Raw genomic sequence first — 14636 nt, forward strand, 5'->3', positions numbered from 1 at the left:
AGATCCTGCGCGCGAGCGCTCAGCCGTGGTGGACCGGACAGCGTTGGGCCGACGCGGCTGCCGGGACCGGTCGGGTCCCGGCGGCGGCCGTGCGCTTCCACACCGTCATCGGCAGGGTATCGCCGGGGCGCAGGGTCAGGCGGCAGACCGGCTCGACCACCGCGCCGGGCGCCAGGCGCAACGTCGTGCCGCGTGCCAGCGAGGCCAGGCAGATGATCGCCTCGACCAGCCCGAAGGACAGGCCGGGACAGATCCGCGGGCCGATGCTGAACGGCACGTAGGTATATTTCTGCGGCGCATCCGGACTGCCGGGCAGGAACCGCTCGGGCATGAAATGGTCGGGCTTGCGCCAGTAGAGACGGTGCCGGTGCAGCAGCCACGGCACCACCATGACCAGCGCGCCGGCCTTCACCTTGCGGCTGCGGATGGTGTCGTCCTCCTTCGCCTCCCGCGCCAGCAGGGGCACGGGCGGGTAGAGGCGCAGGGTCTCCTCGACGATGGCACGCGTATAGACCAGTTGCGACACATCCGCGAAGGTCGGTGCCCGCGAACCGAGGACGGTATCGAGTTCCTCGTGCAGGCGGGCCTCGACCTCCGGCGCCTGCGACAGCAGGTACCACACCCAGGACAGGCAGTTGGCCGTGGTTTCATGCCCGGCCAGGAAGATGACGGCGGCCTCGTTCCGCAGCGCGGTGGCGTCCAGCACCCCATCGCGCATCAGCATCCGGATGACCGAGCCATCATCCTCGGTGCGCTGAAGATCAGCGATGATCCCGTCGAGGACAGCGTGAATCCGGGCCGTCGCGCGGCGGGTCTTGGCCCCGTTCCGGCGCGGAACCCAGGATGGCAGGCCGAACGACGCGAGATCGCTCTGATCGACATATTTCTGGTATTCGGTAAAGGCTTCCGCCACCTCGCGCGCATGCTCCGCCCCCAGCGTCCGGCCGAATACCGCGCGGCAGATGATTTCCGCCGTCAGTTGCGCCATGACCTTCAGCACGTCGAAGGTCGCCCCGTCGGGAAGGGCGGCCCATCTGTCGGCCAGTTCGCCGACGGTCTCGACCATCGCGGGGGCGAACTGGTCCATGCGCGAGGTGTGCAGCACCGGCGAGACCATCTGTCGCCGCTGCTTCCAGGTCTCGCCGTCGCTGACGAACAGCCCGTCACCCAGCAGCGGCGACAGGGCGTTGCGTATCTGCGGGCTCTTGCGCTGAAAATTCTCGGCACGGGTGATGAAGGCGTGACGGACGGTGTCCGGACTGTTGCAGATGAAGACCTGCCGGGCCAGAACCTGCATCGACATCGTCTGGTATTCGAATGCCTTTTCTTCCCATATATTCAGGAAGTTTTGCGTTCCTCTCCGCAACAGCTCGAATACCGACAGCGATGTCTTCGGACGGGGCGGAAAGGGAGGGATGAATTCCATACTATTCCACCTATCGGCGCACAGTCGAAAATTCAAGCTCCGGGAGGGAATGGCAGGGGAGACAGTCCGTCGACCCTGCCCCCTGCCCCCTGCCCCCTGCCCCTTAGCGTGCCGCCAGATCGACGATTCCGATCCCCCCGTCCTCGGTCCCGAAGGCCAGGGCGCAGCCGTCGGGGGTGAAGGCCAGGGCGGAGATCGCGCCGCCACCGGCGCCGCGTACCGGCAATACCCGCTGCGCCGCCGCATCCTCCAGCAGCACGGTGCCGTCTTCGAACCCCGCGGCGACGATCTCGTGCACCGGATGGCAGGCGACGCGCCGGCAGATGACACCGGGCACCCCTGCCAGTTCCGACGGCGGCTTGCCCATCGGGCCGCCGCCGAAGAACGGCCACATCACCACGCTGTCCGCCCCGCTGGTCACCAGCCATTTGCCGGTGCGCGAGAACGCCATGGACTGCACTTTGTGCGGATAGCCGCTCATGCGCATGTTGTGCCCGTCGGACAGGCGCCAGCCATGCAGGTCGTTTTCCTGCATGCTGGTCACCAGCGCCTCGCCGCCCGGATGGATCGCGATGCCGGTATGGCTCCCCTTCCATTCCAGGCGCCGGGGGGTATCGACCTTGGCATGGACGAACCACAGCGACGCGCCATTGTAATGCGAGGCCGCGATCCGCTTGCCCTTGGCATCGAACACGATGCCGCTGACGGTCGAGGGGTGCTCCAGCACCTTCAGGGTCGTCGCCCCCGTGGCGTCGCGCAGTTCCACCTGCTTGCCCGACGCGAACGCGATCACGCCGGACTTTCCGTCCGCCCAACTGCTCACATGCTCGACCCAGCGGCGGCCACGCACCAGGTCGGTGACCGCGCCATCGGCGCCGATCCGACGCAGCGTGCTGTCGTCGCCCCCGGTCAGGAACCCCGCCGGGGCGGCATTCGGCGCCAGGGACAGGATCGCCCCGTCATGCACCGTCTGCACCTGCCATACGGCGGCGTTTGCGAAATCCTCGCGTGCGCCCAGCACGATGTCGCCCTCGGCGGTGGCCCAGCCGAACTTGCGGCTGTCACGGCAGGCGACACAACCGGTGACGTGGCCGGCGATCATCCTTACCCGGCGGCGCGTCTCCAGACAGTCCCGCCGGCGCGTTGCCGGCCATCCCCGCGCAGCTCATTGCGCGCGGCAGCTTTCGAAGCCGCGACGCAGGCGCGGGCGGTTGAGGTTGCGGCCGGCGAAGACCAGGCGGGCATCGCGGGCGTCGCCTTCCTTCCACGGACCGATGAAGCCGCCATCGGCCATCATGTGCACGGCCTGGAAGGCGAAGCGCCGGTTCTCGCCCGCATAGTTCAGGATGCCCTTGGCGCGCAGGATGTCGGCCCCCTGGGCCTGCAGCAACGCGCCGATCCAGGCCCGCCAACTTCGCCGCATCCAGCGGTTCCTCCACCACTGTCGGCCCCCTGTTCGCAGCAACGCGCCGATCCAGGCCTGGAACTTCGCCGCATCCAGCGGTTCCTCCACCACATAGGACATCGAGGTCACGTTTTCCTCGTGCGAATGGGCTGGGTGTACTCCACGAAGCGCGTGCGCGTGCTCCAGCGCGCGGGCCAGGTCGAAGCCGCCCTGGTCCAGCACGATCGGGCGCGACGTCGCCGCGCTGGGCCCGGTGCAGGCGCGCCACCGCGTTGATCGCCGTGCGCGACGGGCCGCGATCGCGGCCTCGTCCACCAGGTCGGTCTTGTTCAGGATGATGACGTCGGCGAAGGCGATCTGGTTCACCGCCTCGGGGCTTTCGTCCAGCGTCTGCAGCACGTTCATCGCGTCCACGACGGTCACGACGGCGTCCAGGCGCGTCTTGCCGCGCACGTCCTCGTCGACGAAGAAGGTCTGCGCCACGGGTGCGGGGTCAGCCAGGCCGGTGGTCTCGACGATGATGCCGTCGAACTTCCCGCGCCGCTTCATCAGGCTGCCCAGGATGCGGATCAGGTCGCCCCGCACGGTGCAGCAGATGCAGCCGTTGTTCATCTCGAACACTTCCTCGTCGGCATCCACCACGAGGTCGTTGTCCACGCCGAGTTCCCCGAACTCGTTGATCACCACGGCGTATTTGCGCCCGTGCTCCGCCGTCAGGATATGGTTGAGCAGCGTGGTCTTGCCCGCGCCGAGAAAGCCCGTCAGCACCGTCACCGGCACCAGCCCATCACCGTCTTTCGGCTGGAGCGCCGCTTGGGTTTCAGACATGTCGTCTCCTGTCCCTGTATCCATTCGTTCCTGCATATAGGCCCACCCGCCCGCCGGTCCCATCCCCCGGCGGCATGAAAATGGCGGCCGGTCAGGCGCCGGGGCCTGCCCCGCCGGCGGCGATGCCGGCCCGGCGCAGGCCGCGCAACGTGGTCCGGGCGGCCGCGCAGTCGAACAGCCGCGCCCGCGCCCGCCCCCGCGCCGACAGGTCGGCCCGCCGGTCCGCCGAACGGGCCAGGTCGCGGATCGCATCCGCCAGTCCGGTTTCCGGGTCCGGCGGAACCAGCAGCGCGGCATCCCCCACCAGGTCGGGCAGCCCGCCGCGAGGGGATGCGACCAGCGCGGCGCCGCAGGCCATGGCTTCCAGCGCCGTCAGGCCGAACGGTTCCGGCCAGCGGCTGGGCACCACGACGATGGCGGCACGGGCCATTTCGGCCAGCACGCGGTCATGGGGCCGGTAGCCGGCCATGTCCACGCCTGCCGCCCGCGCCAGAGGCCGCAATGCCTCCAGGAACGGCGTGTCCGGCGAATCGGGGCCGAACCGGTCCGCGCCGATCATCCGCGCCCGCCATCCCGGCAGGTCGGGCAGCACCGCGCCGCACGCCGCGACGAAGGCATCCGCCCCCTTGTCCGCCACCACGCGGCCGGCGAACAGGATCGTCCGGTCCCGCCCGGCCGGCGGCAGGGCGGGCGGCAGCCCGGCCAGGTCGATACAATTCGGGACCACGTCGACCCCCGCCCCGGTGGGCAGGCCCGCGACGAACCGCCCCCGGACCCAGCCGGACACCGCGACCACCCGCATGCGCCGCAGGATCGCCGCCCGCAGCACCGGCGAGGTCGCGCCCCGCATCGCCTGCGGGTCGTTATGCAGCACCAGCATCATCGGCAGGCGGGGAAACCGCCGGGCCAGCGCCCAGGCCACGTCCGGGCGATTATGGATTTCGACCAGCGCCGGGCGCACGGCGCGCACGATCCGCGCCACGGCGGCGGCGTAGCGTCCCGCCCCCCCCGCGATCCAGGCCGGCGGCCACAGGCCTGGCACCGCCGGCCGGAAGGTCACGCCGTCGAACGGCGCGGCCACCGCCGTGCCGACGACCACGTCGCCCACGTCCGCCAGCCGGCGCACCAGCAGGCTGATCGCCCCCGCCTGCCCCGGCGCGAAGCGCTCTCGCGGCGGCAGCACGGTGACGACCGGCGCCACCAGGCCGTCAGGAAATGGATTCGTAGCGGTCGAGCTGCCACGCGGCGGGCTCGCGCGCCGCCTCGTCATACCAGCGCACGACCAGCGGATGCGCGCGCAGCGCCGCCGCATACTCGGCCGCCACCGGCGACAGCGTCACGCCATAGGACAGGAACCGGGCGATCACCGGGGCATACATCGCGTCCGCGACGGTCAGGCCCGCGCCGAACAGATAGGGGCCGCCCGCCCCGAACGTCGCGCGGGTTTCCGACAGGATGGCGTCGATCCGCGCGATGTCCCCCAGCACATCGTCCGCCAGGGGCGCCGCCAAAGGCCGCGCCTGGCGGCCCAGGTTCATCGGCATGGCCATGCGCAACGGGCGGAATCCGGCATGCATTTCCGACGCGATGCTGCGGGCATGGGCACGGGCGACGCGATCGGCCGGCCACAGCGCGGGGGCGATCTCGGCGCAATATTCCCCGATCGCCAGGCTTTCCCACACCCGCGCGCCCCGATGTTCCAGATACGGCACCAGCCCGTTGGGCGAAACCACCTTGATCCCGGCGGTGCCGCCGCCCCCGGCGATGGGAATCAGGACCTCCTCGACATCCAGCCCGGCCAGATGCACGACCAGCCAGCCGCGCAGCGACCAGGACGAATACCGTCTGGTGCCGATGATCAGTCTGCCGTCCGCCATACCACCCATCCTTCGTCCCTTACGCGCGGTCCTGCCGTTCAGGCCGCCGCGCCCGCCATCTCGCGCCGCCGGATGAAGCCGCCGCCCAGGACGCGGCTGCCGTCATATAGCACGCAGGCCTGCCCGGGGGCCGGCATCGCGGCTTCGTCCAGCGTCACCGAGGCGCCGTCCGCCGTGCGCCGCACCGTCGCGGGCCGCGCGGCTTCGCGCGCGCGGATCTGGACCAGGCAGCGCAGGTCCCCCTCGGGCGGGTCGATCAGCCAGTTCATGTCCCGCAGCGACAGGTCGCGCACGGCGCTGCCGGTGCGCGGCCCGATCACCACGCGCCGGGAAGCGGGGTCGATGCCCACCACCATCTGGCGCGCGCCGTCACGCATCGCGGCATCGCCCAGCCGGCGGCTCTGCCCCACCGTGAAGCGGGTCACGCCGTCATGCCGCCCGACGACCCGGCCCGATCCATCCACGATCTCGCCCTCGCCCGCCATTTCGGGGCGCAGCGCCTCGACCACCCGGGCATAGGACCCGTCGGGCACGAAGCACAGGTCCTGGCTGTCGGGCTTGGCCGCCACGGACAGGCCGAACCGCTCGGCCTCGGCCCGGACGGCGGCCTTGTCCGGCATGTCGCCTAACGGAAAGCGCAGGAATTCCAGTTGCTGGCGGGTGGTCGCGAACAGGAACCAGGACTGGTCCCGGCCTTCATCCACCGGGCGGTGCAGTTCGGCCCCGTCCGGCCCCTCGATCCGGCGGACGTAATGGCCGGTCGCCATCGCCTCTGCCCCCAGGTCGCGCGCAATGCCCAGCAGGTCGGTGAATTTCACCCCCTGGTTGCAGGCCACGCAGGGTACCGGGGTCTCGCCGCCGGCATAGGCGTCGGCGAAGGTCTCGATCACGCTCTGGCGGAAGCGTGTTTCCGCGTCGATCACGTAATGGGGGATGCCCAGCCGGTCGGCCACGCGGCGCGCATCATGGATGTCGCGTCCGGCACAGCAGGCGCCCTTGCGGGCGGACTCGCGCGAATCATAGAGCTGCAGCGTCGCGCCGACGACCTCGTGGCCTTCGGCCACCAGGCGCGCGGCGACCACGCTGCTGTCCACGCCGCCGGACATGGCGACCATGATCCGCATGAGTTGGTTCCCCCGTCTTTCTCAGGCCTTGTGCGGCAGGCGCACGACCAGCCCGTCCAGTGCCTCGGTCATCACGATCTGGCAGCCCAGGCGCGACGTCTTTTCCAGGCCGAATGCCAGGTCCAGCATGTCTTCCTCGTCCTCGGTCGGCGCGGCCAGCTTCGGGGCCCAGTCGGGATCGACCACGACGTGGCAGGTGGCGCAGGCCAGCGATCCCTCGCAGGCGCCTTCCAGGTCCACCCCGTGCTTGTGCGCGATCTCGAGGACCGACAGACCGACCGGCGCGTCGACCTCGCGGCGCGTTCCGTCACTCTCGATGAAAATCATATGCGGCATTCTGCTGTCCTGGCCGTATCGTCGTGGGCGGCGCGCGCGGCCGCCCCCCGTTCAGCCCGGCGCGCATCCGCTACAGCCCGGCACAGGATCGCGGCCGCACGATCCATATCGGCGGCTGAGGTATAGCGTCCCACCGCCAGACGCAAGCTTCGTGCCGCGTCCTCGGCCCTCAGCCCCATCGCCGTCAGCACATAGGACGGCACCAGTTCGGCCGACGAGCACGCCGATCCGGTGGATACGCACAGTTCCGGCGCATGCGCGATCACGTCCAGCGCCCGCACGTCGGGAAAGCGCAGGTTCAGGTTGGCCGGCAGGCGGTGCGCCATCGACCCGTTGACCACGATCCCGGGAACGCCCTCCTCCATGCGCTCCAGGAATCCGTCGCGCAGCGCCGCCATCCGCCGTGCCTCCTCGACCCTGACCGTCCGCGCGATGCGGCACGCGGCGCCGAACCCCACCAGCAGCGGCGTGGGCAGCGTGCCCGAGCGCAGTCCGCGTTCCTGGCCGCCGCCCGAGAACAGCGGCGCCAGCCGCACCCGGGGCCGCCGCCGGACATACAGCGCGCCCACCCCCTTCGGCCCGTACAGCTTGTGCGCCGACACCGATGCCAGGTCCAGGTCCATCGCCCGGACATCCAGCGCCACCTTGCCCGCCGCCTGCGCCACGTCGCTGTGCAGCAGCGCGCCCGCCGCCCGCACAATGGGGGCCAGGGCGGCCATGTCGTGCAGCACCCCGGTCTCGTTGTTCGCCGCCATGATGCTGACCAGCAGGGTGGGCACCGCCAGCGCCGCGCGCAGCGTCCCGGGGTCCAGCCGCCCATCGGGCGCGACCGGCAGCACCACCGGATCGAACCCTTCCGCCGCCAGGTCGCGCACCGATTCCAGCACGCATTTATGTTCCGTGGCCACGGTAGTGACGCGCCGCCGGGCGTCGCCCCGGGCCGCCAGATGGCGCACCGCCCCCTTGATGGCGATGTTGTTGACCTCGGTCGCCCCGGAGGTGAAGACGATTTCCCGCGCGTCGGCACCCAGCAGGGCGCCGACCTCGGCCCGCGCCTGCTCGCCCGCGTCCCAGGCCCGGCGGCCCAGCGCGTGATCGGCGCTGTGGGGATTGCCGAACGATTCGGCGAACCACGGCATCATCGCCGCGACGACCGCCGGATCGCACGGCGTGGTGGCCTGGTAGTCCAGATAGAGTTCGCGCCCGTCCGTCATACGTGGACCTCCGTTCGTTCCGATCTCGCACGCGCCGGCAGCCGGGCCGCCATCGCACGCCAGGCGGCGATGAAGCGCGTCACGTCATCCTCGCGCACCGTCCAGGGCAGCGAGACGCGAATCGCCTCGCCGGCCAGCGACCCGTGGCCCATCGCCTGCAGCACATGCGACCGCGCGACCTTGCCTGACGAACAGGCCGACCCGGCCGATACGCCGAATCCCGCCAGGTCCAGCGCGATCAACTGGATCTGCGCCGCACGACCGGGCAGGGCCAGGGACGTGGTGTTGGGCAGGCGCGGCGCGTCGCCGCCACAGACGACGGCACCGGCGGCACGCGCCGCCGCATCGATCGCGTCGCGCCACCGTGCCAGCGTCGTGGGATCGGCGCGTCCGTCCCCGCCACCCGCCAGGGCCGCCACCGCGTCCCCGGCCGCCTCGGCCATCGCCGCGATGGCCGGCAGGGCAGGCGTGCCCCCGCGCCGGCCGTGCTCCTGCCCGCCGCCGGCCATCATCGGCGGCAGCGCCCGCGTCGCCTCCCCGGCCAGCAGCAGGGCCCCCGCGCCCTTAACGCCGCCGAATTTATGGCCCGAGACCGCCTGCTGTCGGCACCCCAGCGCGCCCAGGTCGATGGGTATCCGTCCCGCCGCCTGCACGGCATCGACATGCAGCAGCGCCCCATGGGCGTGGCAGATCCGCACCGCCTCGGCCACCGGCTGGATCGTCCCGACCTCGTTGTTCGCCAGCATCAGGCATACCAGCGGCGGGGGGCCGTCCGCTTCGACCAGCCATTGCTCCAGCACCTCCAGCCGCGCCACGCCCTGCCCATCCACGGGTATCAGGTCCGCGCCGGCCGGCACGGCGGCCCGCACCGCGTCGTGTTCGACGGCCGAGGCCAGAATGCGCCGGCCCCCGCCCAGTCCGGCGATCGCCAACAGGTTGGCCTCGGTCCCGCCCGAGGTCAGGACGCAATTATCCGCCCGCGCGCCGAACAGCGCGGCCAGCCGTTCCCGCGCGGATTCGAGGATCGCGCGCGCCTGCCGCCCCGCCCGGTGGACCGATGACGGATTGCCGGTGATCGCGGCCGCGCGGGCCATGGCGTCCAGCGCGGCGGGACGCGCGGGCTCCGACGCGTTGGCATCGAAATAGAAAAAATCGCGATCCATGACCTCCACCCTGCGCGTCCGTCCTTGCCCCACGATGCGCGCTTCTGTCCGAATTCCGGGTCGCGCGGCGCGACCTAAACACGATTTATATGGCAATTGGCGATTTTGGATCGCTATATACGGTCCGCAGCCTGGCCGGTCAGCGCATGACCGGTCCGGCGGACGAAGATTTTTTCATGGCCGGATGCACGATCCCGCCCGACGCGACCGCGCCGGACAGGGCGCGCTGGGGCCTGAAGAAGGGATACTGAACTATGGTCCTGTCCTGCTGGAAGTCAACCGCCCCCCTCGCTTCCGCCCCTCCTGACTTCCCCCGCCCGCTTCCGACGGCTGATGGAAACGCATTCCACGCCTGACGAACCGGCATTTTGATCAGCACAGGGCTTGCTTCACAATAAAAAGGAGTGATGGCGGTGCCATCCCCGTCGATCGCGTTTCATTGATCGCGGGGAGATACGGCAACGCCGACGTGACCTGGTTTTGACGTGGACCGAACGCCCGGTCGCGCATCCCGTCTGGGATTCCGCGAAGGGCCGCTTGTTTTCTTTGCCGAGGGATGACGGGGCATCGTCATCCGCAGGCCGTGACAGTAACGATTCCGCCGCCATGCCCTGGGGCGCGGAATCCATATCGCGGGATACGAATGCCTGAGGTCATGTTCGCCGGCCCTGACGGCCGCCTGGAAGGACGCTACCATCATTCGAGCGAGCCGAATGCGCCGCTCGCGCTGGTCCTCCATCCTCATCCGCTGCATGGCGGCACGATGAACAACCGCATCACCTATGCGATGTACCGCTCGTTCGAGAAAATGGGTTTCTCGGTCATGCGCTACAATTCGCGGGGCGTCGGCCGGTCGCAAGGCCGCTATGACGGCGGCATCGGGGAAATCTCGGACGCCGCCGCGGCGCTGGACTGGATGCAGATGGTCAACCCGAACGCCGGCGGGCTGTGGATCGCGGGCTATTCGTTCGGCGCGTTCGTCGGCATGCAGTTGCTGATGCGCCGGCCGGAAATCACCGGCTGGATCAGCGTCGCCCCCCCGGCCAATCATTACGATTTCGGCTTCCTGGCCCCCTGCCCCTGCGGCGGCCTGATGATCGCGGGCGAGGCCGACGAGCTGGTGCCCGAACCCGCGGTCCGCAAGCTGGTCGACAAGCTGAACACGCAGAAGGGCGTGGCGGTCGATTACCGCATCTTTGCCGGCGCGGACCATGTCTTCGCCCACCATTCCGACCAGGTCGCCGAGGCGCTGGAAGACCATGTCGGCACCATCATGGCGCGCGGCGCGCTGGCGCTGGCGGCCGACTGACCCCGTCCCCGGGTTCATCTCGCAAGGCGGGCATGCTTCATCTCGCAAGGCGGGCATGCTAAGGCCTGTCGGGACATGTCCCCGACAGGCCGGCCCGCCAGAGAGTACCCGACTATGCCTAAAAGCGAATTCCTCCAGGAAGCCGAAGCGCGCGGCTTCATCTTCCAGTGCACGGACATCGACGCCCTGGATGCCGCCCTGCAGGCGGGGCCGGTGGCGGGCTATATCGGATTCGACCCCACGGCCGACAGCCTGCATGTCGGCAGCCTGATCCAGATCATGATGCTGCGCCTGATGCAGAAGCACGGGCATCGGCCCGTGGCCCTGATGGGCGGGGGCACAGCGAAGATCGGCGATCCCTCGTTCCGCGAGGAAGCCCGCCAGTTGATGACGGACGAGACGATCGCGGCGAACCTGCGCGGGATCGAGGGCTGCCTGCGCCAGTTCCTGCAATTCGACGGCGCGGCCGGGGCCAGGCTGGCCAACAATGCCGACTGGCTGGACAGGCTGTCCTATATCGACCTGCTGCGCGACGTGGGCGTGCATTTTTCGGTCAACCGCATGCTGGCCTTCGATTCGGTCCGGTCGCGGCTGGAGCGCGAACAGGGGCTGACCTTTCTGGAATTCAACTATTCCATCCTGCAATCCTACGATTTCCGTGAACTGAGCCGCACGCAGGGCGTCACCCTGCAGATGGGCGGATCGGACCAGTGGGGCAACATCGTATCGGGCATCGACCTGGTGCGCCGGACGGACCAGAAGCAGGTCTTCGGCCTGACGACGCCGCTGCTGACCACCGCGTCCGGGGCCAAGATGGGCAAGTCCGCGCGCGGCGCGATCTGGCTGTCGGCGTCCCGGCTGCCGATCTTCGAATACTGGCAGTTCTGGCGCAACGTCGATGACGCGGATGTCGGCCGGTTCCTGCGCCTGTTCACCGACCTGCCCATCGCGGAATGCGACCGGCTGGCGGCCCTGGGCGGCACCGAGATCAACGAGGCGAAGAAGGTCCTGGCGACCGAGGCCACCGCCCTGTGCCACGGCCGCGCCGAAGCCGATGCCGCCGCCGAGGCCGCTCGCCGCACGTTCGAGGACGGGGCCGCGCCCGCCGCCCTGCCCGGCACGACGATCGCCGCCGACCTGCTGGCGGCGGGCATTCCCGCCTTCCGCCTGTTCGTCGAAAGCGGCATGGCCGCCAGCAATGGCGAGGCGCGGCGCCTGATTCGCGGCGGCGGCGCGCGGATCAACGACGTCGCGGTGCAGGATGAAGGCCAGGTGATCACCACGACGGACCTGGCGGACGGGGCCATCAAGCTGTCGTCGGGACGCAAGCACCATATCCTGGTGCGGCCCGCGTGATGACGCCCGCCTGATGGCTGCCGCGGCCGGGCCCGACGACGCCGCGCACCCGCCTGCGCCGCCCCCGCCCGTGCCGGACGCGCTGTGGCAGCGCCTTGCGCGCTCGGCCTTCCGCGCGCGCTTTCACCTGGACCCGAAGGACCGCGCCTATCTGACGGACAAGGGCATGGCGACCGTGATGACCCACGCCGCGGATTTCATCGCGCGCCGCCTGGCCCCCGCGCGTCCCGCCCGCGACGGGCGCCAGACGCCCTGGCGCGGGCACCCGGTCTTCGTCGCCCAGCACGCCACCGCTACCTGCTGTCGCGGCTGCCTGGAAAAATGGCACGGCCTGGCGCGCGGCCGCGAACTGGACGCCCCCGAACGGGCCTATGTCCTTACGGTGATTCGCACCTGGCTGGATCGCGAACAGGCAAGCGGCTGATCCACACCGCGCCGTCACGGACGTCCGCCGGCACGCCCGGCACCGCGCAGGTCGGGTCGGCCACGCCGTCGGGCCCGACGTAAAGGCCCGATTCGTCGAACGCCCAGAGATGGAACGGACAGAGCAGGCGCCCGTTTTCGACATGACCGGCCGACAGGCGGGCGTCGCGATGCGGGCAGCGATCGGCGAAGACGCGGGGTTGCCCATCGGCCGCCATCCACACCACCAGCCCTTCGCCTTCCACCACGACGCGGCGCGGTCCGTCGCGTATGTCATCCATCACGCACAGGCGCGTCGGTTCGATATTCATCCGTCCCCTACCTGACATGGCCCATTCCGGTGCCTACCTGTTGCCTATCCCGTCCGAAGCGATCAGGCTAGAATGAACCTACTGAGATGACAGGATGAACGGCTTCATGACTTCCGCATCGTCCCATGACGGCCTGCTGGACCGGCTGGCCGAGGTCGCGGTCCGAACCGGACTGAACCTGGCGCCGGGCCAGCAATTGCTGATCACCGCGTCGCTGGACGCGGTTCCGCTGGTGCGCCGCATCACCGAACACGCCTATCGCGCCGGCGCGTCGCTGGTCACGCCGTTCTTCTCGGACGACGAGATGACGCTGGCGCGATTCCGCCACGCCCCGGATGCGTCCTTCGACGTCGCGGCCGGCTGGCTGCAGGACGGCATGGCCAACGCCTATCGCCAGGGCGCCGCGCGGATGGCCGTGACCGGCGGCAGCCCCACCCTGCTGGCTGGGGAAGACCCGGACCGCGTCGCCCGCGCCGGCAAGGCCAGTTCGCTGGCCGGCCGCCCGGCGATGGAACTGATCACCAATTTCGCCGTCAACTGGAACATCGTCGCCTGCGCCACCCCGGCCTGGGCCGCGCAGGTGTTCCCCGACGATGCCCCGGACAGGGCGCTGGCCCGGCTGTGGGACGCGATCTTCCTGGCGTCCCGCGTCACGGTGGACGACCCCGTGGCGGCGTGGGTCGAGCATAACGACACGCTGCACCGCCGCGCCGACTGGCTGAACGAGCGCCGGTTCGCGGCGCTGCAGTTCACCGGGCCGGGTACGGACCTGACGGTGGGGCTGGCGGACGGCCATGCCTGGGCCGGCGGGTCGGAACCGGCGCGCAACGGCATCGTGTGCAACCCCAATATCCCGACCGAGGAAGTCTTCACCACGCCGCACGCGCGGCGGGTCGAGGGCTATGTCCGCGCGACGAAGCCCCTGTTCCACCAGGGCACGCTGATCGACGGCATCGCGGTCCGCTTCGCCGACGGGCGCATCGTCGAAGCGCATGCGACCGAGGGGCTGGAGGTGCTGGAACGCATCCTGGACACCGACGAGGGCGCCCGCCGGCTGGGCGAGGTGGCGCTGGTGCCGCATTCCTCGCCGATTTCGCAGAGCGGCGTGCTGTTTCGCAACACGCTCTTCGACGAAAACGCGTCCAGCCATATCGCGCTGGGCCAAGCCTACACGAAATGCATGCTGGATACCGAGAACCAGACGCCCGAGCAGATCCAGGCCCGTGGCGCCAACAGCAGCTTCATCCATATCGACTGGATGATCGGCTCGGCCGAGATCGACGTGACCGCCATCACCCAGGATGGCGCGCGCGAACCCCTGATGAAACATGGCGAGTGGGTCAACAAAGTATGAAAACGCGACTGATCATCCTCGCGGCGGCGCTGGCCGTGTCCCTTCCCCTGTCCGCCATGGCGCAACAGCAGGCGCCCCAGCAGGGCCAGCCGACCGCGGCGGAGCAGGCCGCCTTCCAGCGTGACATGGAGGCGGCGGCGCAGTACCGCCTGCCCAACGATTTCCTGCCGCGCATGACCGCGACGGTCCGTGCCGTCCAGGCCGCCAACATCGCGCCGCCGAACGCGCCGAACCTGTCGCTGGCCCAGACGATCGACCGGACGGCCGCCATTCCCGGCCTGGCGCCGATCCTGGCCGCCCATGGCTTCACCCCGCGCGACTTCGTGATGGGCATCACGACCTTCGGCCTGACCGAAGCCCTGATCCAGCAGCCGCCGCCGCCCGGCGCGCACGCCCCCACCCCGAACCCGGCCAACGTCGCCCTGATCCGCAATTCCCCCCAGGAAGCCCAGGCCCTGATGCAGGCCATGGGCGGGCCGGCCGGTCCCGGCCAGCAGCAGTAACGGCAGC

At 70.1% G+C, this 14636-nt stretch carries 15 protein-coding genes; 5 read left to right on the forward strand and 10 right to left on the reverse strand.

Going from position 1 to position 14636, the window contains the following annotated elements; genetic code table 11:
* Window positions 1–19: 19 nt before the first annotated feature.
* The 9 genes from GDI_RS11285 to GDI_RS11325 all read right to left on the reverse strand — a co-directional run bounded on the left by GDI_RS11285 (window position 20) and on the right by GDI_RS11325 (window position 9373).
* The gene (locus tag GDI_RS11285; protein WP_041249407.1) at window positions 20–1426 is read right to left on the reverse strand and encodes a cytochrome P450; all 1407 of its coding nucleotides are present in this window, start codon (window positions 1424–1426) and stop codon (window positions 20–22) included.
* 103 nt (window positions 1427–1529) lie between these two features.
* Complete coding sequence (locus GDI_RS11290; protein ID WP_012226302.1) at window positions 1530–2528, reverse strand: WD40 repeat domain-containing protein; 999 nt, start codon at window positions 2526–2528, stop codon at window positions 1530–1532.
* 63 nt (window positions 2529–2591) lie between these two features.
* Window positions 2592–3659: a CobW family GTP-binding protein gene (locus GDI_RS11295; protein WP_157871028.1), complete on the reverse strand. Its 1068-nt coding sequence runs from the start codon at window positions 3657–3659 to the stop codon at window positions 2592–2594.
* A gap of 91 nt (window positions 3660–3750) precedes the next feature.
* Window positions 3751–4860 (reverse strand): glycosyltransferase family 4 protein, encoded by a 1110-nt coding sequence (locus tag GDI_RS11300; RefSeq protein WP_012226306.1) that lies wholly within the window; start codon window positions 4858–4860, stop codon window positions 3751–3753.
* Window positions 4861–4867: 7 nt separating this feature from the next.
* On the reverse strand, window positions 4868–5536 hold the full coding sequence (locus GDI_RS11305; protein ID WP_041249409.1) for a glutathione S-transferase: 669 nt from the start codon (window positions 5534–5536) through the stop codon (window positions 4868–4870).
* Window positions 5537–5574: 38 nt separating this feature from the next.
* A complete protein-coding gene (mnmA, locus tag GDI_RS11310) occupies window positions 5575–6660 on the reverse strand; it encodes a tRNA 2-thiouridine(34) synthase MnmA (RefSeq protein ID WP_012226311.1) in 1086 nt (361 codons plus the stop codon).
* A gap of 21 nt (window positions 6661–6681) precedes the next feature.
* A complete protein-coding gene (locus GDI_RS11315; RefSeq protein ID WP_012553243.1) occupies window positions 6682–6996 on the reverse strand; it encodes a ferredoxin family 2Fe-2S iron-sulfur cluster binding protein in 315 nt (104 codons plus the stop codon).
* The gene (locus GDI_RS11320) at window positions 6984–8210 is read right to left on the reverse strand and encodes a cysteine desulfurase family protein (RefSeq protein ID WP_012226315.1); all 1227 of its coding nucleotides are present in this window, start codon (window positions 8208–8210) and stop codon (window positions 6984–6986) included. The genes GDI_RS11315 and GDI_RS11320 overlap by 13 nt, the downstream gene beginning before the upstream one ends.
* On the reverse strand, window positions 8207–9373 hold the full coding sequence (locus tag GDI_RS11325; RefSeq protein ID WP_041249789.1) for a cysteine desulfurase family protein: 1167 nt from the start codon (window positions 9371–9373) through the stop codon (window positions 8207–8209). The genes GDI_RS11320 and GDI_RS11325 overlap by 4 nt, the downstream gene beginning before the upstream one ends.
* A 643-nt stretch (window positions 9374–10016) precedes the next feature.
* Here GDI_RS11325 and GDI_RS11330 point away from each other — a divergent pair.
* From GDI_RS11330 to GDI_RS11340, 3 genes are all read left to right on the forward strand, one after another.
* Window positions 10017–10682 (forward strand): alpha/beta hydrolase, encoded by a 666-nt coding sequence (locus GDI_RS11330; RefSeq protein ID WP_012226321.1) that lies wholly within the window; start codon window positions 10017–10019, stop codon window positions 10680–10682.
* 114 nt (window positions 10683–10796) lie between these two features.
* A complete protein-coding gene (gene tyrS, locus GDI_RS11335; protein WP_012226323.1) occupies window positions 10797–12038 on the forward strand; it encodes a tyrosine--tRNA ligase in 1242 nt (413 codons plus the stop codon).
* A 13-nt stretch (window positions 12039–12051) separates the two neighbouring features.
* The gene (locus GDI_RS11340; RefSeq protein ID WP_012226325.1) at window positions 12052–12462 is read left to right on the forward strand and encodes a DUF4186 domain-containing protein; all 411 of its coding nucleotides are present in this window, start codon (window positions 12052–12054) and stop codon (window positions 12460–12462) included.
* Here GDI_RS11340 and GDI_RS11345 read toward each other — a convergent pair.
* Window positions 12416–12772, reverse strand: coding sequence for a Rieske 2Fe-2S domain-containing protein (locus GDI_RS11345; RefSeq protein WP_041249410.1), 357 nt, complete (start codon window positions 12770–12772; stop codon window positions 12416–12418). The two genes, GDI_RS11340 and GDI_RS11345, sit on opposite strands and share 47 nt — an antisense overlap.
* Window positions 12773–12878: 106 nt before the next feature.
* Here GDI_RS11345 and GDI_RS11350 point away from each other — a divergent pair, with 106 nt between their 5' ends.
* Both GDI_RS11350 and GDI_RS11355 read left to right on the forward strand, forming a co-directional pair.
* On the forward strand, window positions 12879–14126 hold the full coding sequence (locus tag GDI_RS11350) for an aminopeptidase (protein ID WP_041249790.1): 1248 nt from the start codon (window positions 12879–12881) through the stop codon (window positions 14124–14126).
* Window positions 14123–14629 carry a hypothetical protein gene (locus GDI_RS11355; RefSeq protein ID WP_012226331.1) on the forward strand — a complete coding sequence of 169 codons (507 nt, stop codon included), beginning with the start codon at window positions 14123–14125 and terminating at the stop codon, window positions 14627–14629. Before GDI_RS11350 ends, GDI_RS11355 begins: the two co-directional genes overlap by 4 nt.
* The last annotated feature ends 7 nt before the right edge of the window (window positions 14630–14636 follow it).

This window comes from Gluconacetobacter diazotrophicus PA1 5, from assembly GCF_000067045.1.
GTDB lineage: Bacteria > Pseudomonadota > Alphaproteobacteria > Acetobacterales > Acetobacteraceae > Gluconacetobacter > Gluconacetobacter diazotrophicus.